This window comes from Parendozoicomonas sp. 2304DJ65-17 (assembly GCF_058148445.1).
Map to the genome: position 1 here is coordinate 187,941 of NZ_JBYVJV010000001.1, position 25,948 is coordinate 213,888.

General features: G+C 48.1%; 21 protein-coding genes. 10 read left to right on the top strand and 11 right to left on the bottom strand.

All coding sequences use genetic code 11. The features are described from left to right. Positions 1-2 precede the first annotated feature (2 nt). The 6 genes from ACY2RR_RS00855 to ACY2RR_RS00880 all read left to right on the top strand — a co-directional run bounded on the left by ACY2RR_RS00855 (position 3) and on the right by ACY2RR_RS00880 (position 7,152). Positions 3-1,619, top strand: a complete 1,617-nt coding sequence (locus ACY2RR_RS00855) for an acyl-CoA carboxylase subunit beta (protein ID WP_490106234.1) — start codon at positions 3-5, stop codon at positions 1,617-1,619. A 105-nt stretch (positions 1,620-1,724) separates the two neighbouring features. After that, positions 1,725-2,882 carry an acyl-CoA dehydrogenase family protein gene (locus ACY2RR_RS00860; protein WP_490106235.1) on the top strand — a complete coding sequence of 386 codons (1,158 nt, stop codon included), beginning with the start codon at positions 1,725-1,727 and terminating at the stop codon, positions 2,880-2,882. 11 nt (positions 2,883-2,893) lie between these two features. After that, positions 2,894-3,712 (top strand): enoyl-CoA hydratase/isomerase family protein, encoded by an 819-nt coding sequence (locus ACY2RR_RS00865; protein WP_490106236.1) that lies wholly within the window; start codon positions 2,894-2,896, stop codon positions 3,710-3,712. After that, positions 3,712-5,679 (top strand): acetyl/propionyl/methylcrotonyl-CoA carboxylase subunit alpha, encoded by a 1,968-nt coding sequence (locus ACY2RR_RS00870; RefSeq protein WP_490106237.1) that lies wholly within the window; start codon positions 3,712-3,714, stop codon positions 5,677-5,679. The genes ACY2RR_RS00865 and ACY2RR_RS00870 overlap by 1 nt, the downstream gene beginning before the upstream one ends. After that, a complete protein-coding gene (locus ACY2RR_RS00875) occupies positions 5,676-6,293 on the top strand; it encodes a TetR/AcrR family transcriptional regulator (RefSeq protein ID WP_490106238.1) in 618 nt (205 codons plus the stop codon). Before ACY2RR_RS00870 ends, ACY2RR_RS00875 begins: the two co-directional genes overlap by 4 nt. A 19-nt stretch (positions 6,294-6,312) precedes the next feature. Next, positions 6,313-7,152, top strand: a complete 840-nt coding sequence (locus ACY2RR_RS00880) for an SDR family oxidoreductase (protein WP_490106239.1) — start codon at positions 6,313-6,315, stop codon at positions 7,150-7,152. Here the strand turns inward: ACY2RR_RS00880 and ACY2RR_RS00885 are convergent. Continuing rightward, a complete protein-coding gene (locus tag ACY2RR_RS00885) occupies positions 7,079-7,834 on the bottom strand; it encodes a hypothetical protein (protein WP_490106240.1) in 756 nt (251 codons plus the stop codon). The two genes, ACY2RR_RS00880 and ACY2RR_RS00885, sit on opposite strands and share 74 nt — an antisense overlap. A gap of 293 nt (positions 7,835-8,127) precedes the next feature. Between ACY2RR_RS00885 and ACY2RR_RS00890 the strand changes: the two genes are divergently transcribed. Continuing rightward, positions 8,128-9,252 carry a glutathione S-transferase family protein gene (locus tag ACY2RR_RS00890; RefSeq protein ID WP_490106241.1) on the top strand — a complete coding sequence of 375 codons (1,125 nt, stop codon included), beginning with the start codon at positions 8,128-8,130 and terminating at the stop codon, positions 9,250-9,252. Positions 9,253-9,265: 13 nt separating this feature from the next. Here ACY2RR_RS00890 and ACY2RR_RS00895 read toward each other — a convergent pair whose 3' ends face one another. The 3 genes from ACY2RR_RS00895 to rssA all read right to left on the bottom strand — a co-directional run bounded on the left by ACY2RR_RS00895 (position 9,266) and on the right by rssA (position 13,350). Then, positions 9,266-11,206 (bottom strand): hypothetical protein, encoded by a 1,941-nt coding sequence (locus ACY2RR_RS00895; protein WP_490106242.1) that lies wholly within the window; start codon positions 11,204-11,206, stop codon positions 9,266-9,268. A gap of 78 nt (positions 11,207-11,284) precedes the next feature. After that, positions 11,285-12,055 (bottom strand): SDR family NAD(P)-dependent oxidoreductase, encoded by a 771-nt coding sequence (locus tag ACY2RR_RS00900; RefSeq protein ID WP_490106243.1) that lies wholly within the window; start codon positions 12,053-12,055, stop codon positions 11,285-11,287. 356 nt (positions 12,056-12,411) lie between these two features. After that, the gene (rssA, locus tag ACY2RR_RS00905) at positions 12,412-13,350 is read right to left on the bottom strand and encodes a patatin-like phospholipase RssA (protein WP_490106244.1); all 939 of its coding nucleotides are present in this window, start codon (positions 13,348-13,350) and stop codon (positions 12,412-12,414) included. 118 nt (positions 13,351-13,468) lie between these two features. Between rssA and ACY2RR_RS00910 the strand changes: the two genes are divergently transcribed. Beyond that, positions 13,469-15,760 carry an alpha/beta hydrolase gene (locus tag ACY2RR_RS00910; protein WP_490106245.1) on the top strand — a complete coding sequence of 764 codons (2,292 nt, stop codon included), beginning with the start codon at positions 13,469-13,471 and terminating at the stop codon, positions 15,758-15,760. A 4-nt stretch (positions 15,761-15,764) separates the two neighbouring features. On the opposite strand, the gene ACY2RR_RS00915 is transcribed toward ACY2RR_RS00910, so the two are convergent. The 7 genes from ACY2RR_RS00915 to moaE all read right to left on the bottom strand — a co-directional run bounded on the left by ACY2RR_RS00915 (position 15,765) and on the right by moaE (position 22,939). Continuing rightward, positions 15,765-17,162 (bottom strand): hypothetical protein, encoded by a 1,398-nt coding sequence (locus ACY2RR_RS00915; RefSeq protein ID WP_490106246.1) that lies wholly within the window; start codon positions 17,160-17,162, stop codon positions 15,765-15,767. Positions 17,163-17,239: 77 nt separating this feature from the next. Further along, entirely contained in the window at positions 17,240-18,679 is a 1,440-nt protein-coding gene (dgt, locus tag ACY2RR_RS00920; RefSeq protein ID WP_490106247.1) for a dGTPase, read from the bottom strand. Between the two features lie 107 nt (positions 18,680-18,786). Beyond that, positions 18,787-19,782: a hypothetical protein gene (locus tag ACY2RR_RS00925; protein WP_490106248.1), complete on the bottom strand. Its 996-nt coding sequence runs from the start codon at positions 19,780-19,782 to the stop codon at positions 18,787-18,789. Positions 19,783-19,969: 187 nt separating this feature from the next. Beyond that, positions 19,970-21,031 (bottom strand): molybdenum ABC transporter ATP-binding protein, encoded by a 1,062-nt coding sequence (gene modC / locus ACY2RR_RS00930; protein ID WP_490106249.1) that lies wholly within the window; start codon positions 21,029-21,031, stop codon positions 19,970-19,972. Continuing rightward, entirely contained in the window at positions 21,031-21,699 is a 669-nt protein-coding gene (gene modB / locus ACY2RR_RS00935) for a molybdate ABC transporter permease subunit (protein ID WP_490106250.1), read from the bottom strand. The genes modC and modB overlap by 1 nt, the downstream gene beginning before the upstream one ends. Continuing rightward, complete coding sequence (modA, locus tag ACY2RR_RS00940; protein WP_490106251.1) at positions 21,696-22,478, bottom strand: molybdate ABC transporter substrate-binding protein; 783 nt, start codon at positions 22,476-22,478, stop codon at positions 21,696-21,698. The genes modB and modA overlap by 4 nt, the downstream gene beginning before the upstream one ends. Further along, entirely contained in the window at positions 22,475-22,939 is a 465-nt protein-coding gene (gene moaE / locus ACY2RR_RS00945; RefSeq protein ID WP_490106252.1) for a molybdopterin synthase catalytic subunit MoaE, read from the bottom strand. Before moaE ends, modA begins: the two co-directional genes overlap by 4 nt. A 224-nt stretch (positions 22,940-23,163) precedes the next feature. Here moaE and ACY2RR_RS00950 point away from each other — a divergent pair, with 224 nt between their 5' ends. Then, on the top strand, positions 23,164-24,072 hold the full coding sequence (locus ACY2RR_RS00950) for a hypothetical protein (protein ID WP_490106253.1): 909 nt from the start codon (positions 23,164-23,166) through the stop codon (positions 24,070-24,072). Between the two features lie 129 nt (positions 24,073-24,201). Continuing rightward, complete coding sequence (locus tag ACY2RR_RS00955; RefSeq protein WP_490106254.1) at positions 24,202-25,926, top strand: SufS family cysteine desulfurase; 1,725 nt, start codon at positions 24,202-24,204, stop codon at positions 25,924-25,926. The last annotated feature ends 22 nt before the right edge of the window (positions 25,927-25,948 follow it).

A 25,948-nucleotide genomic window follows, 5' to 3' on the forward strand; every position in this document is an offset into this window, starting at 1 on the left:
CCATGCCGGTGATTGAATCTCTTATCGATACCAGTAGCCAGACCTTTCAGGAAAACCGGGAAGTGATGGAGCAACATGTGCGCGGCTTCCGCGCACTTGAGCAAACTATCGAAGATATAGCACAGTCCAAAAAGGCCAAGTACGCCAAGCGCGGCCAGCTTCTTCCCCGCGAGCGTCTTGAACTGCTGATTGATCCCGACAAACCTTTTCTGGAACTGTCTTCCCTTGCCGGCTACAAAATGTATGGCGACAAGGATGGCAGCTCTGCAGGCGGTGGTGCTTTATGCGGCATTGGTTATGTCTGCGGTATTCGCTGCATTGTGATGGTGGATAACTACGCGATTAAAGGCGGTACGATTACCCCTATCGGTTTGCAGAAGCGCCTGCGCCTCCAGCAGATTGCTTTGGAAAACAAACTGCCCATGGTCGCCTTGTCCCAGAGTGGCGGTGCCGACCTGAACCATGCCACGGAAACCTTCTCACCCGGTGGCCGTGCTTTCTACAATCAGGCTCGAATGTCTGCTGCCGGTATTCCACAGATTACTGTTGTTCACGGCAGTGCCACTGCAGGCGGTGCTTACCAGCCCGGGCTATCCGATTACACCGTGATGGTTCGTAAACAGGCCACTATGTATCTGGCGGGTCCGCCACTTCTGAAAGCCGCAACTGGTGAAATCGCAACCGATGAAGAGCTTGGTGGCGCAGAGATGCATTGCCAGACAGCCGGTACCGGTGAATATTTGGCGGAAGATGACCGGGATGCGATTCGTATTGTTCGGGAAATCATGTCCATGCTTCCTTGGGAGAAAAAGCTTCCTGCTCTGCCTCAAGAGCCATTTGATGAACCACTTTACGATATTGAAGAGCTGCTTGGCCTTATCCCTGCCGATCCTAAGACCCCTTACGATGTACGGGAAGTGATCGCCCGGATCGCTGATGGTTCAAAATTCCTTGAATTCAAAGGTGAATACGACAACCAAACGATCTGCGGCCACCTTTCCATAGAAGGCATGACCTGCGGCGTTATTGGTAACAATGGTCCGATTACTCCAGAAGGCGCAACAAAAGCCGCGCAGTTTATTCACACCCTGGATCAAAGCGGTATTCCTTTGCTGTTCCTCCACAACACTACCGGTTTTATGGTGGGTACCGAGGTTGAACGCAACGGCATTATTAAACACGGTTCCAAGCTGATTCAGGCTGTTGCCAATGCCCGTGTTCCACGTGTCAGCATTGTGATTGGTGGTTCTTATGGTGCCGGTAACTACGCCATGAGTGGCCGTGGTTTTGACCCTCGTTTCCTGTTTGCATGGCCAAACAGCACAACGGCAGTTATGGGCGCGGCACAGGCAGGTAAGGTTCTGCGTATTGTTGCTGAAGCCAAAATGGCTCGTATGGGTCAGCAGATGCCCGCAGAAATGATTGATGCCCTTGAACAGAAAACTGTTAAGCAGATGACTGATGGGTCTTCTGCTCTGGCCTGCACCGCACGCCTGTTGGATGACGGACTGATCGACCCCAGAGATACACGAAAGATTCTGGCTTACCTGCTGGATATCTGTCGTACGGCCGAAGTTCGAGAGTTGAATGAATCGAGTTTTGGTGTAAGCCGGTTCTAATTTCAGCTCCAAAAGTCAGAATTTACGTAAAGATGGGTTGGGTTCGAAACAAAGCGATTTAACCCAACAAGTCAAAGAAATAACAATAAGAGTTGGAGAAAAGAGATGAAATTCACCCAGGAACACAAAGAGCTGCAGCGTACCGTTCGTAATTTTATCGACACGGAAATGAACCCTTACACCGAGCAGTGGGAGCGTGAAGGTCATTTCCCTGCTCATGAACTGTACAAAAAGATGGGCGACCTTGGCCTGCTGGGCATTCACAAGCCTGAGAAGTTTGGCGGCCTTGGCCTCGATTACAGCTACCAGATGGCTTTCGCCGAAGAGCTGGGTACTGCCCGTGCCGGTGGTGTGGCCTTGGCGATTGGCGTACAGACAGATATGGCTACTCCAGCTCTTGCCAAGTTCGGCAGCGATGAGCTGAAAGAAGAGTTCCTGGCTCCCGCTATTCGCGGTGAAAAGGTTGCCTGTATCGGTGTGAGTGAGCCTGGTGCAGGTTCCGATGTTGCCGGTTTGAAAACCACTGCAAAAAAAGATGGCGATGACTACATCATCAACGGCACCAAGATGTGGATCACCACTTCAACCCAGGCTGACTTTATGTGCCTGCTGGCTAACACCTCTGACGACAAGGTTCACAAGAATAAGTCACTGATTGTTGTTCCTATGGATTCTCCGGGAATCACCTTCTCTGAAAAACTGAACAAGATGGGTATGCGTTCTTCTGACACGGCCCAGGTGTTCTTTGATGATGTTCGAGTTCCTCAACGCAATCGTATCGGTGCTGAAGGCACCGGCTTTATGATGCAGATGATCCAGTTCCAGGAAGAACGCCTGTTTGGTTCGGCCATGTCCATCAAAGGGCTTGAGCAGTGCATTTCCGACACAATCACTTACTGTAAAGAGCGTTATACCTTTGGCCAGCCTCTGATCAACAACCAGTATATTCACTTCCGTCTGGCCGAACTGCAGACAGAGGTTGAAGCTCTGCGTGCCCTGATTTATCAGGCAACAGAAACCTACATCAGTGGTGGTGATGTACTGCAGCAAGCCTCTATGGCCAAGCTGAAAGCTGGCCGCCTGGGCCGTGAAGTGACCGATGCCTGCCTACAGTTCTGGGGCGGCATGGGCTACATGATGGAAAACGACGTTAACCGTGTATACCGGGATATGCGCCTGACCTCCATCGGCGGTGGTGCCGACGAAATCATGCTGGGCATTATTTGCAAAACCATGGGCATTCTGCCCGGCAAGCGCAAGTAAGGGAGCAATTCATGTCATTACCTGATTGCTCAACACTGGAGCTGTCCCGTCAGGGGCCAGCTCTGGTTATTACTTTTAACCGGCCTGAAGTGCGTAACGCACTCAGTCTGGCAACGGTGCAGGAGCTGCTATCAGTTTTTGATGCAGCATCTGTAAATCCGAAAATTCGGGCGATTGTTTTACGTGGTGCAGGCGGACACTTTTGTGCTGGCGGCGATATCAAGGATATGGCTACAGCTCGTGCCAACCTTGGTAAAAATGACTCCGACCCCTTTTATGACCTCAACCGGACATTCGGCCAACTCCTGGAAGCAGCAGAGCAGCTGCCACAGGTCGTTATCTGCGTATTGGAAGGCGCGGTCATGGGTGGAGGTTTTGGCCTGGCTTGTATTTCCGATATCGCCCTGGCTCACAAAGACGCCCGCTTTGCTCTACCGGAAACCGGGCTTGGTATTCCTCCCGCACAAATTGCCCCGTTTGTTGTTAAGCGTATTGGTTTAACCAAAGCGCGTCGTCTCGCACTGCTGGGAGAAAAGTTCAGCGGAGAAGAATCTGTTGAGCTGGGTGTCAGCCATGATGTTTATGACTCCACCGAAACACTAGAGCAGGCTCTTGCGGAAGTGATTGCCAAGGTACAACGCTGCGCTCCCGGTGCAAATGCTGTCACCAAAAAGCTGATGCTTTCTGTTGATAAAAAGCCGATGAAAGAACTTCTGGATGGCGCCGCTCGTGACTTCTCTGCCGCTATTCAAGGCCCTGAAGGTCAGGAAGGAACAATGGCCTTTGTGCAAAAGCGTTTGCCTGCCTGGGCTGAAACGGAGGCTGAATAATGTATTCCAAAGTTCTCATCGCTAACCGTGGCGAAATTGCCTGCCGGGTGATTCGTACCGCAAAAGCCATGGGCTATCGAACAGTTGCCGTTTACAGTGAAGCGGATGCTGATGCTCCCCATGTGAATATGGCAGATCAAGCCGTTTGCATAGGGCCAGCACCGGTTGGTGAGTCCTATCTGTGCATTGACAAGATTATCGATGCAGCCAACAAATCCGGCGCAGACGCTGTTCACCCAGGCTATGGCTTTCTCTCTGAGAACGCTGACTTTGCTACCGCCTGTAAAGAAGCTGGCATAACACTGGTTGGCCCACCGCCAGAAGCTGTCGCTCTTATGGGTAGTAAGCGTCAGTCCAAGATTGCCATGGAAGCCGCCGGTGTTCCCTGTATTCCTGGTTATCAGGGTGATCAGCAGGATGATGAAACCTTGCTGAAAGAAGCCCAGCGCGTCGGCTTCCCACTGATGGTAAAAGCCTCCGCCGGTGGTGGTGGCCGCGGTATGCGTCTGGTGACTGGTGATTCTGATCTTGCAGAACAGATCAAAAGTGCCCGCAGCGAAGCCACCAGTGCTTTTGGCAGTGGTGAACTGATCCTTGAGCGAGCCATTCTTGAGCCTCGCCATGTTGAGATTCAGGTGTTTGCTGACCTACATGGAAACGTCGTTTATCTGGGTGAGCGTGACTGTTCTATCCAGCGCCGTCACCAGAAGGTTGTGGAAGAAGCTCCCTCCCCGGCTGTTGATGAAGAACTGCGTCAAAGTATGGGGGCAGCAGCTGTTCTAGCAGCGAAAAGCTGCAACTATGTTGGTGCCGGTACCGTTGAGTTTCTGCTGGATACAGATGGCAGCTTCTACTTCCTGGAAATGAATACTCGCCTGCAGGTTGAGCACCCGGTTACAGAACTGATTACTGGTACTGATCTGGTAGCGTGGCAGCTGGATGTTGCAGCTGGCAAACCTCTGCCGTTGAAACAGGAAGAGATTACTTTAACCGGTCACGCTATGGAGGTTCGCCTCTATGCCGAAGACCCAAGCCAGAACTTTATGCCTCAAACCGGGCTGATCCAGAACTGGTTGCCTGCATCTGGTGATGGTGTTCGTATAGATGACGGCATTCGCTCCGGGCAAGAAGTTACACCTTATTATGACCCAATGCTTGCCAAGGTTATTACCTATGGCAAAGATCGTGATGAGGCCCGTCGTCGCCTGATTCGTGCCGTTGAAGATTCTGTTCTGACTGGTGTTCACACCAACAAAAACTGGCTGGCGGCCATTCTCAAACATGAAAACTTTGCCGCTGGTTTATCCACAACTGCCTTCCTGAATCAGTTTGGCGATGAAGAGAGTCTGCAGCCGGTGAAACCGTCTCTGGCAGAACAAGGTTTGGCCGCCCTGCTTCTTCGTAAAGACAATCTGGGCAGTAGCAAAGGCTGGCGCAGCACTGGACAGAACAGGTTTGAATGTCAGCTTGGATCGGGTGATACCAAAACTGCTTTGACGCTGACAAATTCCCAGAAAAATCAATGGACAGTTAGCGCAGACGAAGACGCATCGATTCTGACTCTTCATAACGCCGACGATAGTACCGTTCTCTATACTATTGATGGCGTACGACAGAGTTCTACTTTCAGTCTCAGCTCTGATGGACTCTGGTTGAATACTGAGTCCGGCTGTTATCACTTCCACGATCAAACCCACACTCCGGCAAATGCTGAAGATGGAGAAGGTTCAGGTGATATCCGCGCCAGCATGGACGGCTTGATTGTTGATGTACTGGTTGCGGAAGGTGAGCAGGTCAGCCGCGGTCAAACAGTTCTTGTGCTGGAAGCCATGAAGATGGAGCACCCTCTCAAGGCAGCCTGTGATGGCACCCTTTCAGGGCTTGCAGTGAATTCCGGCGACCAGGTGAAGGTTCGTCAGGTGCTGGCAACCATCGCTAAAGCTGCTGAAGATGAAGTCGCAGCATGAATGAAAATCAGGCCTCACCAATAACCGACCCGGAAAGCCCTCGCGGCCGTCTGCTTGAGGCAGCCGCAAAGCTCTTTCGGGCAAAGGGTTATGACAGAACAACTGTCAGGGATATTGCTAATGAAGTTGGCATTCTCTCTGGCAGTATCTTTCACCATTTCCGCAATAAGGATGAAATCCTGCGGGCTGTGATGAGTGATTGCGTAGAAAACCTTTTGGCTTCCATGGAGCAGGCTTTAAAAAATGCCACCACTCCAAAAGAACGCATTCGAGCCATGATTCACTGTGAGCTTGAAGCCATTCTAGGCAAGAAGGGTAACGCTCTCACTGTACTGGTCTTTGAGTGGCGTTCTCTATCTGATGAGAGCCAATCATCTCTGCTTAACCGACGCCATGAATATGAGCGTTTGTGGCAGAAAGAGTTACAAACTGCAGCTGACGCTGGTATTACCAGGCAAGCTATTGATCCCCTGATCCTGCGCCGTTTTCTGGGAGGTGCACTGTACTGGACCACCAATTGGTACCAGGACGGTGGTGACTACAATATCGAACAGCTGACCGATCAGGCCCTGCTTTTTATACAAAGTGATAGCTCTCAAGGCTGGTCACAATAATTTTTTGGGAGTGAATGATATGAATAAAGAAGTTTCCCTCAATAAAAGAACAGTATTTATCACTGGAGCCAGCCGGGGGATTGGTCGAGAGATTGCTCTGAAGTGTGCCCGTGAAGGTGCCAATATTGTCATCGCTGCCAAATCAGATGAGCCACACCCAAAGCTTCCAGGCACCATTCATACGGTTGCCGAAGAAGTTGTAGCTGCAGGCGGACAGGCACTGGCGATTAAACTGGACGTGCGCGATGAAGAGCAGGTTCAGGCGGCCATGAAACAGGCTGCAGACCATTTCGGCGGCATCGATATTCTGGTGAACAATGCTGGCGCGATCAGCCTGACACCGGTAGAAATCACACCAGTGAAAAAATACGACCTGATGAACCAGATCAACTCCCGTGCGGTGTTTGTCTGCTCCCAGGCAGCTCTGCCTTACCTGAAAAAGTCAGAAGCGGGCGGCCATATTCTAAACTTGTCTCCGCCATTAAACATGGCTGAAAAGTGGCTAAAACCTTATGCTGCTTACACCCTGAGTAAATATGGTATGACCATTCTTACCCTGGGTATGGCTGGAGAATTCAAGCGTTATGGTATTGCTGTAAATGCTCTGTGGCCTCGCACTACAATTGCAACATCTGCACTCAAGAACGTAGGGGATAGTTCTCTTAATGCCCGCAGTCGTGGCCCGGAAATCATGGCTGACGCCGCCCGGGAAATCTTTGTCACTCCAGATCAGGAACTGACTGGCCAGACTCTTCTGGATGAAGATCTTCTGCGGGAACGTGGTGTCACTGACTTTGTCCCTTATGCCTGTGACCCAGAGAACGCTGATAAGCTTTTCCCCGACCTTTTCCTCGATTAAGAGCCCGCTCCTGCTGCTCAAGTCTGGCCAGTGCATCGTTTGCCCTGGCCAGATTACTATTCAGCAGCACCAGTTCGGTCTGAGTCCGAGAGTTATAAAACCCAGCCCTTAGAAAATAAATCGTGGCACTTACAATCAGCCTGCCAGCCATGTAGTGAATCGTGCTATTAAAATCATTCAGATTCCCAGCCCCATAATTTTTACCGCTGGGAACGCGACATGTCAGAAATTTCACCGCTTTTGTCTGACCAGAATCGTGCTGCAGACTTGCCCAACGCTTATGCGATAAATAAAACCCAGCCAAACCTATAATCTGGCCACCCGCAACAGACTCTAAAGAAAATCGCAGGTGTGAATAAAAATCAACATGCTGGTTATGCCCCAGCAGTCGAAGTATTTGATAGGAAAATGTCAGTGCCATGGCACTGTAAAAAGTCGCTGTACCAATAGATGTCAGGACTGCACTTTCACTTCTTACCACAAGACTAAGTAAACGTGAAAAAAGTGTGGTGAGAGCACCATCAATCATACTCACAGCCACTGTTGAGGCTAGAGCAGACAATGTTTGAACATGCCCTTCATCTTCATATTGCCTTAACGCCTGACTCAAATAACCGATCTGCCCCAGAACTTCAGCTTTTAATCCAACCAGATCATCGCCTTCCCACTCGGATTCCAACATAGGCTCATCACCAAAGCTGTATTCTGGCGGCTTTGCTGTAGCAAAACCTGCAACTGCTGAGCATAAAAAAGTTAAAAAGCAGAGCGAGGCCCATCTCAACGTTATTCTTCTCTTCTGCGACTGCCCGTGCATCGCTCCCCCATAACATTCGGCACATTCGTACGAGGGAGTGAGTATAGAGAGGCATTCTCACTCTGTCGGAAGGATTGGTTACATTCTGTCACTCCGGCAATAGTCTGTAGAAACCGGGTATGGAACAGTTTGCCATCAGCTTTTCTTTTCCGGAGCGAATCATGCCTAACAATAAAACCAGCAACCTTTCGAACACCTATAAACATTACGGCTGGACAGTCTCACCCTACTCACAGAAAACGCTGGCTTACCTGAAGTACAAAAACATTCCCTTTGAAGATCAGGCACCCAGCGTATTAAAACTGATTGGCGAAATTCGCTTTCGAGTGGGCAAAGCAATCATGCCGACTATGCAAACGCCCGATGGTGACTGGATGCAGGATTCCAGTGAAATCATTGATATTCTGGAAAAGCGCTTCCCTGAGAATCCAGTTTTCCCAACCACTCCCAAGCAACGTATTGCCGCTAATCTGTTGGAACTCCACGGTGATGAATGGCTGGTGATGTCTGCCCTGCACTACCGCTGGCGCACACCGGAAAACTATCGTTTTGCTGTTAATGAGTTTGCCCGTAATGCCTGGCCCTGGGGGCCATCCTGGCTGGCTAAATTGATTGGTATTCGGATCGGCCAGATGATGCGGGCTTATATGAAACCAACCCGGTTTGGCATGAATGGCAAGGCCGCTTCAGGTCTGGAAAAACACACAACTCAGTTGATAGACCTGTTCGAAATCCACCTTTCAGAACACAACTTCCTGCTGGGTAGTAAACCCTGTATCGGCGACTTTTCCTTGTTTGGTCCTTTATGGGCTCACCTTTACAGAGATCCCGGCACAACCCAAATGTATGACAACAAACCCAATGTTCGGGCCTGGTTTGAACGGTTATTAAACCCAGAGCAACGCGAGGGTGAATATCTTGCTGATGATGTTGTGCCAACGACTTTAGACCCCATTCTCAAGCTTATCTTTGAAGAGCAGTTCGAATTCTGCCGCTCTGTTGTAGAAACAGTTGAAGCTTATGCAGAATCCCATCCCGGCCGGTCACGCATTCCAAGAATACTGGGCAGAGGTTCCTATCGAATTGGTGGCGAACAAGGCAAACGCGGCCGGTTTTCTTATGTGCAATGGATGACCCAGCGCTCTTTAGATGCCTGGCAACAGGTGCCACCTGCACAGAAACAAAGTGTTGCAGAGTGGCTCACCAACCTTGGTGGTGAGAACTTTATGAACACCACCATTAAACACAGAATGGTGCGCCAGAATTTTAAGGAGCTTCTTTCCTGATAAACCCAATTATCTAATGCGCCTTCTCAAAGGAAGCTGTTGCCGATCCATAAAACGGAGTGAAAGGAATTTTGCCCCCTCCAGTATCGACAGAAAGGCTGTGAGAAACCGGTTTAATGACATCATCCTGCTTTGGTGGCAGCAACCTGCGTTGAGATGAAGCAAGAGCAGAGGGGACACTCTTCTTATCACTTCCAGTGTTTAACAACGTTCTGGCCTTTCCGGATGTCACTGTTGTTTTTGTAGCGGTCACCATTAAGGTCGAAGGAGGTGCCTTTGTTCGGCTGTAACCTGCCGTACGGATTTTCGACTTTGGGTCTTTTACGGCCCCACCAGTTTTCGTAGTTTTCTTTATCGGCCCATAGGTAACATCCATAGATGACAAAATATCTTCAAACGACTGAGACAGTACCGCTTTTTCCGGTACAGTCTTTGATGGCGGCTGGCGCAGCAGCGATCGGTCTCTGGAGGGAGTTGGTTTTGATGGGGTCACGTGCGGAGTAAAGGAAGCCCTGCTTGTTGAAGGAGTACTATCCAACAGTTTTGCCAGCTCCGCTTTACTCCCCCCTTTTCCCGGAGCCCTTTCTGATGAGCCTGTAACAACTTTCTTTGGCGCACGTCTGACACCCATGAGGATCTCCCGAGTACTTAACTGACCGGTAGGTTTTGCCTTTACTTTAATAACCGGTGGCCTCTCTTCTGCTTCCCTTATTTCTTCAATATCTTCCGCATCATCAAAATCCGGCATTATTATTAAACGTTTTTTCTTTCGTTTTGTTTTGTCTGGTTGCCCTTCTTTCGTTCTTTCCTTTAGGAAGGAAGCTATTTTCTGCTTATGAAATTGTTTACACCCGATCGGTGTATACTCTTTTACTTCTTTTCTCCAGCTGATTGGGCTTAAACCTGAAGATAACGCACTTCTCATTTCAGAAAGCTTTACCCAAAACCTCGTTAAACTTCTTTCACTGTCACGTAAATAAGGGCTCATGAGCGCCAGTTTCAAAACAAACAGCGCATAATCTTGTAAAAAGAGTTCATCGTCGCCTGCAAGTTCAAGATGCATATCATTTTCATCAATGGCTTTCGCTGCATCCCAAACTGTCCGTAATTCAAGTTCGTCTTCATTCCAGTGGGGGTATTCATCAAGAAGAAGGTACCCATCAACCAGTTCAGCGGAGTCAGGGTCAAGAGACATGGTTTTGCCTGCTAACTCTTCTTCAGAGCCTGCCTCAGGAAGTTTAAACCTGACATCATGCCAGCCTTTTGCGGTGTCATAATCTTTAATAAATTGTTGATATTCTGCTTCCCAGTCTATCGGCGTGAGACCATTCGGAAACAACACTGTATCCGTCCATTCCAGACAGAGCTCGAAATATGCTAATTCCTCGTCCTTCAGTTTGGATTTATTTGCCCGTATTAAATGAATCATGTGAGCCATGGATCTGATCAATAGCGGGTCTCTGTCGTGAAGGTACTCCCTCAAGCTTTTATCTGGGTTTTCAGGTAGTTTTGCCTTGGTATAACCGCCTTTTTTACGCTTTTCCTTAAACTTGCAGCCCCGAAGCCAGTCCAGAAGGTGAGTTCTAAAACTCACCATCAGTCCATGCATACTTCCCAATCGATAAAAGGCAGGGGCAGTTTCCATGGGATAGCCAACATCAAGCATATTTATCTCATGTTCAGCAGCCTTAGTTTTCATATCTTCGTAGTCTGGTGTTTTTTCCATCCACTTGGTAAACCATGACCAGCTATCAGCATCATCAACTCTCTTATCGGATCTGTTACCCGAGTCTTCTGTTACAGGTGGCTGAGCATTAGTTTGCTGCGTCCTCTTTGAAGCTCCCCGGGTTGTCGCTGCAAATACGGCATCTGCCGTAAATAAAAAAAGAGCAGAAAAAATACACAAACGTAGGAGTGCCAAAAGGGGCTCTGAGCGGTTGAGAGAAGTCAGCATACTGTCTACACATCCCTAGCAGAGCGGGCAAGTGTAGACATAAACACCAAATGCGCAGGATTAAGTTTGCAAAGCCCGTTAATACTCTTCAGCCATCATTTTACTGGTAATAAAAGCAACAACAGGCTTGGGGAGAATACGTGCCAGCCGGATCAACCAGCGCATAGGAAATGGGAAAAGGTAATCCCGCTTTTCTTTTTCCATGGCATAAATAATATGTTTGGCCGCTGCCTCTTCAGAAATTTCCATAGGCGCGGGAATGCCATCAGCAGCCACCCGTTCAGTAGCCACAAAACCTGGATACACACTGACAAAACGAATATTCCACGGCGCCAGCTCTATACGACAAGTATCCATTAATATCCGGCCAGCAGCTTTGGCAGCAGAATAAGGCCCCTGCTGCGGTAATCCAATAAACCCTGCCAGAGAGTTTGTATGGGCAATCAATCCATGCTTCTGAGCCTTCATACATGCAATCAGGGGCATCAGGCCATTCACCAGCGTATCGTAATTAATACGCATATTCTGCTTCACGGCATCAGTGCCAATAGTCGCCATATTAAAAGAGGGACCATCACCAATATTCAGTAATGCGGCCTCGATAACGCCAAAACGCTCAACAGCTTTGTTAACAACCTCGGCCATACTTTCAGCATTCAGGGCATCTGCCGCAATTGGCAAACACTCTCCACCAGCCTTGGTTATTTCTTCTGCAAGGGAGTCCAGCAGTTCCTGTCTGCGGGCCGTCACAACAATGCGATTGCCCTTCTGGCCTAACTGCAAGGCAACAGAACGTCCAATACCTGTAGAAGCACCAGCAACCAGAACGGTTTTGTTACTGAAATTCATGGGATGTTCTCTTTATATTTATTTGTGCACGATAGTACACATTAAAAGCATTTATGTATGCACAGATAGCAAAAATTAACCCTGCATCACGAAACATCAGAGCTAATATGAATGTCTGAGTGCACACTGTTATGCGGAAGGTTCTAACATGCTCTCAAATAACCAATACACGAGAAGTGAAGATTCAAGAATAGATGCTCACAAACAGGGCGCACGCTCTGAAATTTCTCAAGGCAGTAACAATAAATTTCATATTTTACGGCGACTAGAAGGCCAGATTATCCAGCTGGAAAGCATGCTAAAGACAGATATAAAAAAGGCTTCTATTGCGAAGCCTTAGGAAACCATACAGATTTTCAATGATGCTCTAACTCAGGCTGTTCAACCGGCAGCCTGCAAATATCGAGAATGCGGTGGCGTGCACTTCTGACAACCGCAACCCCTTCTCGAATAGCGTCAGGTGCCCGTTCAAAATCTGTCATACCAATATCACTGACCCTTGGTGAAAGCAGCACATCGGGCGGATCACCAGCCATACGGCTTCGGGTGATGCGGTCCTGCATAATGTTGATGGACGCTGCCATCACTTCCATGATTCCCGGATTCTCTTCCCGGGAATCATTTTTGCTGGTTGCTGAAGAAAGCCAGGATTTCATGCGCTGCAGGGTTCCGGAATCATCGTCTTCTAATTCTTCTTCAACTTTGCTGTGACCATTCTGGGACATCACCCCGTGACGCCCTACCAGCTGGGTATTCAAATCGACTGCGATAACAATATCTGCTCCCAGCGCCCGACACAGAGATACCGGAACAGGGTTCACTAAACCGCCATCCAGTAACCAGCTGCCATCTTTGCACACTGGACGGAACAGGCCGGGAAATGTACAGGAAGCCCTGACCGCATCAAGAACCGGGCCGTGCCTCAACCACTGTTCCTGACCGGTTTCAAGGTCTGTAGCTACGGCGCCATAAACACATTTCATATCTTCAATGTTGGTATCAATGCCGGCATCCTTGAAGAAGCTGAGCAGTTTGTCCCCACGCACCAACCCACCGGCAAGGCTGACATCCACCAGCCCCCAGACATCCCGCCAGTTCAGAGAACGTACCCACTCTTCAAACTCATCCAGATAGCCCATGGAACTCACTGCACCAACCAGAGAGCCGACAGAACATCCTGCATAAACATCTGGTTCAATGCCCATCTCACGAAGCTCTTTCAGAACGCCAATGTGAGACCAGCCCCGGGCCGACCCGGAGCCAAGGGCAACACCAATCTTTTTCCCGTTGATCACCTTGTTACCACTCCCCCTGATCCGGACACGAATATCAATAAATACGAAAACTGGCGCAATTTCCAACTGAACACTAGGGTGTAAAGGCCGTAACTGCTTATAAGAAGTAACTATATCTGTGGTTAGCCTTCGAATATATGCCCTTATCATCCACCCACGTATCAGCTATGTGGTGTTTACCTGTTTTCTCGCACTCACTGCTCCGGTTCAGGCCTATAAGGTCAGGCCACAAAGTGAAGATATTTTTACACCGCAGGAGCAGCAGCTTTTTGAAAAACAACAAAAGTTACTGAACAGCACCCCCAGCATTCTGCAAAACAGGGGGTATATAAAAAGGTTTCCTGTTTCCAGAACCGATAATCTGATTACTGGTTTAGCTACCCAGCTGGTCATACCGGGAATGATTTTGGCTGCCAGCAATTTTTCTCTTGGTTTTTTTTCCCGCCAGCTTAATCAGGTGATTCCCAGTGAATCTTTAAGGGGATTGGCTTACCCAATCCTCTCCTATTTGTGGGACCAGGTTTTATCCCCATCCAAATCACTAAGCAGTGCCACATCCAGAGCAATTCTCCCAATAATTGACGGCAGCCTGATTCTTGCTTCTGGGAAAAACCAATGGGCTGGAAGCCTGACAACATTTCTGCGTTTCATCACCCAACTCTATAGTGTCCAAAAGGCTCTGGCCCCTGAGCTACAACACGAATTCAGGAAGTGGGCGACCTATGACCAAAAATGTTTTCACCTTGAAGGTAATAATCTTCCTCAGGGTATAACTGTTCTACTGGAACGAAGTCACCCGGTAACATCCTTTGGAGAAACTCGTCTGGTTATCTCGTGGCCGGAGCACTATGAAGACACACCAACAGATGAGGCCCTCAACCAAAACAACAACATTCCTGCACAGTCTCTTACACACCTTGTTAATGCCGCACGAGGCCGAGGATACACCTCACTGCAACTGTACCCGACAAATCAACAGGGAAAACTGAAGCTCTTCTCTATTGCTACAAAAGACGAAAAGTGGAGTGATATTGATGAAATCCCCTTGCCTTCAATGAATGCAACCTGGTGGACAACCCTAACCACAGATTTCCAATCGCCAAATCATAATCCGCCTTTTCAAATAGCAGACCCTCTTTCTCCGGTTCTTCTCAATGCCATTACCAGCCACTATGCGGACGACACTCAAAAGCAACTCAAACCATTTTCTCTGAAAACCAACGAACTTCTGGTTCGACTGCAACAAACCAAAGGTCTTTCAATCTTTGGCTCACACAATCATTTCAACATCTGGGTAACACCGGGTGAGTCTGCCATTTTTCCCGGCAAGCAAGGAGCGATCCCTGATATTTCTCTCCAGGCCACGGAAACATTTGGCGGAGATATCCGCCACCTAAAACCTTTTATTGAAAGGCCAATTGTTCCCGGTTGGGGGCGTTTGCCTTTGTTAACAGCAAAACTGATCGTTCTTGCCAAACTACAATCCTGGAGTTGGCAGAAAGGCATTCACCTTGGCGAAACTCTGGAACGCCGGCTGACCTTCCACGGTGTGAACAAAAAATGGCAGCGCTCATTTGTTCCAGTACACACCAGAAAAGTTGAAGTAAAACTTCATGATGGCAAAACCTTGACCGGTAACCTTTTGCGCTCAAGCCAGTCTGCCCAAAAACTGATAATCATGTTTCACCCAACCCGTGCATCATCCGATGACATGGCCAACAGTGGTTACTTTGGCCTGACACGAGGTTCTGCTGGTGATGAGACAGAATTGAAACTGCCGCCGGGAGTGTCAATTAAAGATCCAAGCCGTTTGGGGCAGTTCCTGAATGACAGTGGTTATGATGTGTTTTTCCCCGAGTACCGGGGCTACAGAAACAGCCTGACTCTAAAAAACCGCAGCGAGTTCTATAGTGATGCTGTCAGCGCCTTCGATACCATTATTAAAGAAGGAAAAAAACTCTACAGTGAAAAAGATTATGGTTATGCTGGCTATAAAAGCGTAACAGTTCTTGGTTACTCCATTGGCACAGGGGCAGCAAGTCACCTTGCCAAAGTACGAGAGCACAGCATTAAAAACGTAATTTTGCTTGCGCCTTTCAGGGTTCTGAGTGAAATCACAACAAAGGTCATTCCATTTCCCATCCCTTTTGCCAGCTTTTTCCTGAAATACCGGATGGATAACCAGTCCGAGCTGGAGCACACGAGAGTTCCCATACATATACTTCACGGAGAAAAAGATAACTTTATTCCGGCGAAAGGCAGCAAGGAAATGGCTGAATACCTTAAGGATAAGTTTGGCTCTGAAAACACTGTGACTCACCGACTATTTGACGATATGGGACATGAAAAAATCCTCAGAGACGAATCACTAATGGATTATATGATCAGCTTGTTTTCAAATGAGGAATAACCTTTCACTTGTTGCCAGACAAAACCCTTAGCAATAAAGCATCACCGTTATAAAAATCCTTTCCACCTCGGTCTTTCAACAGGAACTTCTTTAACCCGGTTCTGTTTGCGTAAAGGGTATCAGCATCCTTTACCAGAATACCCAACACTGGATGGGAATCGGCTTCTATTCCAGGAATACTTCTTGCCACTCGCAGGAATGCATACTGCGGATATTGTAACACCCACCAGCGATACCAATGTTTACGGTTGTCATTCCACCACTCAGATTCAGCTCGAACAGTTTGGTAAATAAGTAGATGGCCAGATTTGCTGTCTTTTGAGAAAAAGACACGCCTGCCTTTGTCTTTGTTTGCTGCACGCAGTTCAAGTATCAAACTTTCCCCAGGAGGCAGGTTTGCAAGTTTTTTCAGCAAGCTCTCAATAAAAACATCATCGACAGTGCTTGAGAGTTCCAGTGCGTTCACTGCCAACTCAGCATTTTTTAAACCATGATGGGGAAACGGGTAGGAAATCAGTTGTAATGAAAGTTTTTTCCGTTGATGGATTTCATCCCCACCTAAAAGAGACTGAACAAATGCCTGCTTTTTCTCCCGATAGGAAGACTTGGTCTGGCTCCGAGTGTCATCTTCCTCCAAATGAGCAAATTTCCATGCACTGCCAGCACCACCACTCACTTCATGTATAAGACCATTGCTGATCCAGTACAAAATACTTTCAAAGCGATCCCGGTAAATATGATCAGTCTGGTTACCCGGGTTATAGTTGCTGCGTTCGGCCAGCCAACGTTCTTTGAGAGAAAGGAACTTATTGCACAGGGCGAAGATCTTCTCATTGCTGTCCATCTCATCCATGCATCGATCAATAACAGCCTCGCCGAGAGCATCTCCCGGATATTTTTTTACTCTGGGGCGATGCAAAATACCTTCTGCAGGAAGCAAACGAATAAACCCTGAAATTTCATGCTCAAACCAGGCCATTTGTTGCAACCAAGGTTCCTGTGGCCTTTGATCATGAAGCATCTGCCAGATAACTGGATTGAGTAAGGGGCGTTCAGAGCGGTCAACATCCTGAGCCATAGCTACCAAAGCGGGGTAATGTCCATATTGAGTTCGGTCAGAATAATCAGGCAATCCCGTACCTTGCCACCATTGATAATAAAGATAATTGGTTGGCCCGGAGTAACTGGCTAAAGGAAGAATCCTGTCATACCCCTCAAAGTAATAAGCCTGGGACATTCTCACAGCGGCCAGCTGAGCGCCGTAAGATCTGAACTTTGAAGGTTGAGTGGCAATGTAATTATCCAACGTACCTGCCACCACGAAAAAAGCTTGTAGCCCTGTAAAGATAAACAGGATGAGAATCAGTCGCCTGAAAAGCTGATGTTCAAAAAAGTAGCCCATGACAACCCCAAAAATAGAGAAGCTCTATTCAGGATAGATTGCCATGGAGGATAGATGACTCTTAAGAAGTGCACTTATTAAATCGCAGAAAGACACTGATACTCATCGAGTACAAAGTTATCAGTCATGCCTGACATGTAATCAATCACCAGCCGGCACCGGTAATACCATTCAAGGGCTCGCAGTTCATCTTCCGATCCCTCAAGCTCACTCAATGCACTGTTATAAGCTTCACGATGTTTGCCCGATAACCGGTGATACAACCGCTGAACAATAAAATATTTCGTTGGCTCTCCGTTAACGATATCGGTGAAGCTCTCCCGTGAAATTTCCAGTAATGGACGATATATATCCAGCAACCCCATAAGAGCGGCGTAACCACGAAGTTCAGGTGTTTCAACCTCTGGTTGACTGAATACATGCTTGCGTGCCACCCATTTCAAGGTCAGCAAAGCCAAATGTTGCTCAGAACCACCATCAATCAAGGGTTCATCCTGACTGCCATCAAATATGGCCTGATGGTTCTCGCAATAACGGGTGGTTGCATAATCCACCAGATCTTTCACTAAACGTGTGCGGAAGCGGGTTACAAACAGATGGGATGACGCATTATCGTCCAAGGCCTGCTCCACAATTCCCGGGAGATAACGGCTGTAACCAAAACCAGCTCTCTTACACTGGTTATCCCATTCTTCCTGCAATAACTGCTGCAACTGTTTCAGGTTCAGAATGCCTTTATCAACGGCATCTTCGAGATCAGCAATGCAGTAGGCAATATCGTCGGCCGCTTCCATGATATAAACCAGCGGGTAACGATTGCCGGAATCTATGCCAAGGTGTTCCCAGATCATTTCCAGTAAAGGTTCTTCGCTGTAATAACAGCCCGGCTTCTTCTGACGATAGGTGTAACCTTTGTCAGCCTGCTGCTGCCAGGCTGGCCGGGTATATTTCACCAGTGCAGCCACTTGTGAACAGGTCAGGTTCAACCTTTGGAGACTGTGAATAATTCTCAGACCCTGAGCATTACCTTCAAAGTGGAGAAGGTCAGGTAATAGCTTTTCTTTGAACAGTGAGGTTTCTTTTGCTTTTCCCAGAGCACTGGAAAAACAGTCATCAGAGTTCTTTTCCATCCAGTCATTAATGGCTGCTTCACCAAAATGGCCAAATGGCGGGTTGCCAACGTCGTGCATAAGGCACGCCATTTCTACAAGATTGGTAAAAGCTGTTTCAATGCCATCCAGACCCAGTTCTTCGAGTTTTCTAACTTCTTTTAAACGATTAAGGATACAGCGGGAGATAAACCGGCCGGTTTGCTGAACTTCCAGAGAGTGAGTCAGGCGGCTGCGTACTGCCGCATTGGTTTCCAGAGGATAAACCTGGGTTTTCTGCTGAAGCCTGCGAATAGCCGCGGACTGAATTATACGGCCACGATTACTTTCCGTTTCTTCAACAATATCCCGCCCCTCAACAGTGGTCGGACGCTGACGACGACAGGTTATTTTGTCACGGTAGTTCATAATCGTAGAAGCTATTATTTAAGGACTCTCACACAATAGTTTTTCTACCAATACAAGTAAACACATTCCCAATATATAGAAGTTACAGCAACCCCATAGACCCACTATCATTGCATTGGCAAACGAATCAAAAGGTTGTGCCCTACATAAGATTTTCTCTTTCCAATCAAAGAACTCAGTATGACAACAACTCTGGCAATATAAGAAGCTTGCCCTCCAAACTCTCTGTGCAATGGTGAATATATAAAATAAGAAACCATCATTGCATTAACCATCGATAATAGTTTACCGGTAGCATTGCCTGGAAAGCTCTTGAGGTAGATCACTCCATTGAAAAGCATAATAATAAGATCCACTTGTTTCTGGCTATGGCGAAATGCTTCAGGAAATTTACTCCCATTGTACATGCCAAAAGATACTAAATACGGCATCAATCTATGATTCAATACCCTCTCAAAAAGCCCTCCATCTATGAAGAATGGGTGAACCATTCCATCCCAAAAAAATCCCTTCCAAAAATCGCCGTCAAAAATATACTCCGTTGGTGCATCGATATAATAGGCTTTCCAAATATTTATATTCGGGTCTGGATTGACCATCCTGTTTATAATTGAAAAAAAGAAAATATTACTCGCAAGCAGAGCAAATACTCCTGAAGCTCCTCCTTCGACACCCGCCACTATAGACGAATGCAAATTTTCGGGCTCTTTGTTCAGCCATTCTTTAGCAGCATCAATTTGAGGGTAACCGCCCAGTGTATCTAAGAGCCTTAGAAGTTCAGGCATATTGAGATTATTTTTAGGGAAGATGGGGTGCGGTATAGTGTCCCGACCACTTAATAGTCCCAGTCTCCCCCCACTTGGAGCGATCCAGAGTGGCTGTTGATCCTGATACATCAGGATTATTTCCTCCTGCCCACTATTACCTTTTAAATCACCTTCAAGGAGAAAGTCTCCAAGGAATACTTTGTCAGAACCATTTTCACGACAGGTTTTCCACAGGCTTACAACACCATTATTTCCTGCTGTTCCAAATCTGGTGCATCCAGCAGTATCAAAATCCGCAAATTTAAGCGCAGACTGAATGCTATAAGGTCCAGACATATTTTCGGCAGGACTCCCATACATTCGATGACTGAATGCACTGATTGATACACCTACCGAAACAACAAAGAATAATTTACAAAATGACACAAACGCTTACCCAGCTTCTTCACAGCTTTAAAAAGTAGCAGAAGCTGATTTATGGCATGTAAATAAGAGTCACATTCCGTAGTAATTAAGAAAAGGGTCAAACCACTTCCAAACAGGCTGCCTTAAAGTGTGCGTATACAGGCATGCCAGCTTTCAATGCCAGGCGATGGCGAGAACGGCAAGTAATTAGAGCCAGCAGTTTTTGTTCTTCCAGAGTGAGCACCACCAAGGCATGGTGTTCATCAATATCCCGGATATCAGTGAGAGTTGTTTTCAGACGATTCTGAACACTGATACGTTCAACATTCTCCAGACACAAACTCACTTCTGCAGCCGGAACAACCACCCGAACCGATTGCCCTTCCGCCAGATTTGACTGATCTACCATCAAAGGTCGACCATCAACCTCCAGCTCCGTAATGCCATACGGCCTGTCTGTTTTTACCACCTGCGCTTCCAGTACAGAAAGAGCATGATCGTCAGCTAAAGAACCCTGGGCACGGTTTAACAGTTGGCGACTGCGTCCACGTTCTTCGACACAACCGCTTTCCATCAACACCAGCTCATCAGACAGGCGAGCCATTTCTTCACGGTCATGACTGACAAACAATACCGGCACGCCAAACTGGCGATTAATATCCCGCAGTCTGGGCATAATGGATACACGGGAAGCCCAGTCGAGAGCAGCCAGAGGCTCATCCATTAATAAAAGGCGTGGAGCTCCAAGCAAAGCTCGCCCGATAGCGATTCTTTGCCGCTGCCCTCCAGATAGTTCTGTCACCGAACGATCCAGAAAAGGAACAATCTCCAGCCATTCAGCAACACTTTCAAAAGAAGGGCCATGGCGTTTACGGCTGCGGCGCAAACCATAATTCAGGTTGTCCCGCACATTCAGGTGGGGAAATAAGCGCCCATCCTGAAATACGTAGCCAATACCACGCTTATGAGGGGGAACGAATGTTTTTGAATCTTGCCAGCAGACATTCGAGAAAGAGACCGTTCCCTGCACACTCTTTTCCAGCCCGGCAATACAGCGCAGCAATGTTGTTTTGCCACAACCCGATGGCCCCATAACTCCGGTTACGCCATCAAGGACAAAGCTCTCCCGTACCTGCAACTGAAAGTCATCCCGCTCATAGTGGAAATCCAGAGATAACATCAACGGCGTCCTTTCCGGTCAAGGCTATAGAGTGCAATAAGAAGAACCAGGGCAAACATCATTAACCCGGCTGCCATAGTGTGGGCGCTGGCAAAGTCTTGGGTCTCCACCGCATCGTAAAGTGCGATAGAAAGAACCTGGGTTTCTCCGGGAATATTTCCACCGATCATCAGAACCACACCAAACTCGCCCACTGTATGGGCAAAGCCAAGACACGCAGCAAGCAATAATGGCCGGAAGGTTTGTGGCAACACCACAGAAAAGAAACGATCGATAGGGCCAGCCCCTAAAGAGGAAGCAGCTTCCAGTAATCCACGATCCAGCTGTTCAAAAGCACGCTGCAACGGTTGAACAACAAAAGGCAGGGAATAAATCACAGAGGCCAGAACCAGCCCTGAAAAACTGAACGCCAGAGTTGTACCGGTTAATTCCTGCCACACTTGCCCAGGCACATTATTAGGAGAGAATGCCACCAATAGATAGAAGCCCAGCACAGTCGGCGGCAAAACCAGAGGCAGGCCAACCAGAGCTTCCAGAACAGGGCGCAAACCACTGGTCATGCCGGCAAGTTTCCACGCCAGAGGCAGGCCAATTGCAATAAGAAGCAATGTCGTTAACCCTGCCAGCTGCAAGGTTACGCTGACTGCCTGCCAGACTTCCCCGGTCATGGAGTGTCACTTCCTTTTGTACCTTCAACTTTGGCTATAGCCAGATCAACTGCTGGGAAATATCCTGCCTTCTGTACAACAACCTGCTGCTGTTTTGCCAGAATATAATCAAGAAAGTCCTGACCAAGCTGCTGATTTTTACTGCCAGCAAGAACAACCGCCTGCTGACGAATTGGGCTGTAAAGTTCATCACGAATGAGCAGGTAACCGTCCTGCACATCATCTGCACGTAGCTGCGACAGTGCAACAAACCCAGCACCTGCATTACCAGTGGCAACGTACTGCCATGCCTGCTGAATACTGGCTCCCTGTACAACCTGAGATTTCTTTTGTTCCCAGAGGTTCAGGTTTTCCAAAACCTGTTGGGCTGCCAAGCCATAAGGAGCGGTATCCGGATTTGCAATCGCAAATTTATCATTCCAACCGCTCAGGGTTTTATAGGTAACTTCTACTGCGCCGGGCTGCCAGAATACCAAACGGCCAAAAGCATAAGTCACAGGCTTGCCACTGGTCTTGCCAGCCTCTGCCAGCATTTCTGGTCTACGACTGTCTGCAGACAGGAATACATCAAACGGCGCACCGTAAGAAATCTGGTTGTACAGTGCTCCGGTTGAACCGGAAGACAATGTCACAGTATGACCAGTCTGCTCTTCGAACTCAGTGGCCAGTGTTTCAGCGACCTGCCGGAAATTGGCGGAAACAGCAACCCGCAAAGTATCTGCCTGAACGACAGTTGCAGCTATGGCAATAAAAAAGCCTGCAAGTAAACGTCGTATCATTCAGAAGCCTCCGATTCCTCATTCCAGCGTTCTGCCGCCTGAGCATCGGAATCCCTAGCTTCTACCCAGCGGTCACCATCTGTAGTCTGCTCTCGCTTCCAGAAAGGAGCCCGTGTTTTCAGGTAATCCATTAAAAACTGGCAGGCATCAAAAGCGGCCTGACGGTGGGCACTGGCGGCTCCAACAAAAACAATCTGATCACCTGGCTCCATCTGCCCTACCCGGTGAATCACCCTTAAATCATCCAAATCCCAACGGTTTCTGGCTTCTTCAACAATGGCTTCCAGAGACTTTTCGGTCATACCCGGATAGTGCTCCAGATACAAACCACCCACGGTATCACCGAGATTCATATCCCGAACCAGGCCACTGAACATAACAGCGGCACCCGTCCCGGAGGACTGACACAGAGCCTGATATTCTGCAGCTACATCAAAATCGCTGGTCTGGACACTTATCACGCAAAAACTCCGGAAAAACTAACGTCAGGTGAGCCAAAGGATACTGATTTCCATGCCACCGGCAAGCAGCGTGGTCAGTATTACCAACACTTATGTTTGCGAACGGATAACAAATCTGCCAGTACGCTGTCTTATCTCTCTGAAACGGATGTTCAGGGAAAGGTCTCATCATGCCAGCGGCCAGCGCTCTTCTAAAATACAGCCTAAAAGCCATCATTATAACGATGCTTATACCATGCTGTTTGTATGCATCGGATTCTAGCCATGCTCCGGAAACCATTCCGGTTCCGGATATTCAAATATGGAATATCGATTCCCATATCTACCCACATATTCCACAAGGTGTTAGCTACTCTTCAAAATCCCAAAAGATCCCCCGTGACCTGCTGAATCTAATGGAATTTATACGGGAATGGTATCCGCGGCTGAGAGAGCAGCTCTGGACAGATGAAGCCCTGAAAACCGATACCAAAATTGACATTATTTTACGTCATAAAGATGAAGAGGACCCGGAAGCCCTGGCCCACACAACAAGTACAGACACGCTAATAATTTATGACGATTATCTGAAGGGGCTAAGAAGCAAAAGTGGTGGCCTGATTATCCATGAATTGACTCACCTGCTACAGAGCCGCTACCGGCAGGAAGGTACCCAGCGCCCTCGCTGGATCACGGAAGCACTGGCCGATTACCAACGCTATTCCTATTTTGAAGCTTTCACATTTGAAATGTTTCATGAAAGAACAAGTACCGCAATAGAACACAAGAACATAGAGGAACACTTTCTAGACAAGACATGTAAAATTTATGATGAGGACGACCCGTGTCCAACGTTCCGGGAAGCAGGATATATATACCATTACCAGCCCATTCACACCGCCGGCATGCTGGTCATGATTGAGCATCGTTTTCCGGGAACAGTAAAAAAAATACATCGGCGAATGTATGACTCCATGAAAGAAAGTTTCAATTTTTTCGATCAGGAATTCAGTGACTATCTCTACAGTGAAACAGGCAAGGGGTTACAGCAGAGCTGGTGCGAATATATGGCTTATGTGGATAACAAAACCGAGGAAGAGATTCTGCAAGGCTGCCTGCCAGAACCTGGCTGGCCATGGCGCTGGTTCCAGTAATGAAACGTAAGTTAAAAGCAAATAGACGAAGTAACCACTTACAACCTGGTGTAATATTGCCGCATTTACACATTTCCTTAAGCAGATAACCTGACAACGCGCTGCTATCCGTTAACAAGACAGACTTTCATGACGTCAGACATTCACTTCCAGTTTCCAATTCTCTCTGAAACAGCTCACGGTCTTCCTCTAGCCTGGCTGGACAATGCGGCAACAACGCAAAAACCCAGCTCGGTAATTGATGCTGTCAGTCGCTACTACACCTATGCCAATGCCAACGTTCACCGTGCCTCTCATGTTTTAAGCGCCCGCGCCACCCATGCTTTTGAAGAAGCCAGGGATAAGGTTCGCCAGTTTCTTAATGCTGGTCATACCGAAGAAATCATCTGGACCCGCGGTGCTACAGAAGCCCTGAACCTGCTGGCCTGGAGCTGGGGCAGGGAGAATCTCAAAGCTGGCGATGAAATTATTCTTTCCGCCATGGAACACCACGCCAACATCGTGCCCTGGCAACAAATTGCCGAACAGACCGGCGCATATATTCGCGTAATACCGGTAACTGAGAGTGGAGAGCTCGATCAGCAGGCTTACCAGCAGTTGCTGAATGAAAGAACAAAGCTTCTGACTGTCACCCACGTATCTAATGCACTGGGAACAATCAACCCAATAGAAACAATGATTGCGCAGGCAAAGGAAGTTGGCGCAACCACGATTATTGATGGTGCACAGGCCGTTGCCCACTTTCCAGTAGATGTCAGAAAGCTGGGTTGTGACTTTTATGTGTTCTCCGGGCACAAAGTTTATGGTCCTACCGGTATCGGTGTTCTTTACGGCCGCAAAGAGTTGTTAAATGACATGCCTCCCTGGCAGACCGGTGGCGAGATGATTGAACGCGTCAGTTACTCCGGTACAACATTTAACAAGCCTCCTTTCCGTTTTGAAGCTGGCACTCCCAACATTGCTGGTGTTGTTGGCTTGGCAGCTGCCATTGATTTCCTTAACAGTCTCGACAGAAAGGTTATGGCCCAACAGGAACAGCAGCTTCGCTTTCGGCTGGAACAGGGTCTGGATCGTATTCACGGTATTCGCCGTATAGGTACAGCCAAAAGTAAAACGGCAGTGGTGTCTTTTGTTGTTGAAGGTCAACACAATCACGATATCGGTGTGCTGCTGGACCAGCAAGGTATTGCTGTGCGTACTGGCCATCACTGTGCCATGCCGCTGATGGAGGCTTTGGAGTTACCCGGCACAATACGAGCATCTTTAGCCTGCTATAACACCCGGGAGGATGTAGACCGACTCACAGCAGCCCTTCGCAAAATCTGTGCAAACCAAAGTTCCAGCGAAGATGATGATGCGGCAACACCAAAGCTAAACCAGCAACCCCGCCAGACAGACGACAACCAACTTCCGGCCCCTTTTGCTGCAACACCTTTCTATAACCAGAAAGATCTGATGCGTTTACGCACAGCCCTGCTTAGCAAAAAAAGCTGGCAGGAGCGCTATCGTAATATTATGCAGCTGGCCTGGGATCTTCCGGCACTTCCTGATGATATGCGTCAGGATGACGCACGACTGGCTGGCTGCGAGAGTACCGTCTGGCTGCACCATCATTACCGTGAAAATGACCAGACCCTGCACTTTGCCGTAGACAGCGATGCCAGAATCATCCGAGGGCTGGCAGTTATTGTTATGGCCTGCCTGAACAGCCGAACTCCGGAAGGCTTGCTATCATGCGACATTGATAGCCTATTTGGTGAACTGGAGCTTTCAAACCACCTGAGTCCTTCCCGGGGAAATGGCCTGCGCGCCATTGTTCGGGAAATTCAGGGCATAGCACAGAGATACCGTTAATTTTAGGGTTAACTACGCCGTC